This window comes from Streptomyces sp. BE20 (assembly GCF_036322525.1).
Taxonomy (GTDB): Bacteria; Actinomycetota; Actinomycetes; order Streptomycetales; family Streptomycetaceae; genus Kitasatospora.
Genome location: NZ_JAQYWW010000975.1, coordinates 1 through 531, shown reverse-complemented (window position 1 = coordinate 531; position 531 = coordinate 1). Strand labels below are relative to the sequence as shown.

Below are 531 nucleotides of genomic sequence, written 5' to 3'. Positions count from 1 at the left end.
GGCTGGTGGGGTCGCGAGCGGTCGCGGAGCGGTTGGTGTCGTGTGTGTAGGCGGTGTTGGCGTGGACGGGGTTGTGGGTGGAGGCGGTGCTGCGGGGCGGGGTCGACTGGTTGGCGCGGGTGGAGGTGGTGCAGCCGGTGCTGTGGGCGGTGGGTGTGGCGCTCACGGCGTGGTGGGTGTCGTTCGGGGTGGTTCCCGCCGCGGTGGTGTGTCTTTCGCTGGGTGAGGTGGTGGCCGCGGTGGTGGCGGGGGCGCTCTCGGTGGAGGACGGGGCGCGGGTGGTCGCGGCGCGTTCCTGGGCGGTGGTGGATCTCGGGGTTGACGGGGGGATGTTGTCGGGGGGGGCGCCGGGGGCGGATGTGGTGCGTGGGTGGGAGCCGGCGGGTGGGGGGGCGCGGGTGGGCGGTGCGGTTGGGGGAGTGTGTTGCGGCGGTGTTGCCGTTGAGGGGCTTGTCGGTGGTGGCGGTGGTGTGGGGCGGGGACGACTGGTTGGCGCGGGTGGAGGTGGTGCAGCCGGTGCTGTGGGCGGTG

At 74.4% G+C, this 531-nt stretch carries 1 protein-coding gene; it reads left to right on the top strand.

Annotated features, from left to right (window positions below):
* Window positions 1-53 precede the first annotated feature (53 nt).
* Window positions 54-531, top strand: a 478-nt coding sequence (locus tag PUR61_RS25220; RefSeq protein WP_329881672.1) for an acyltransferase domain-containing protein, incomplete at its 3' end; no start/stop codon positions are given.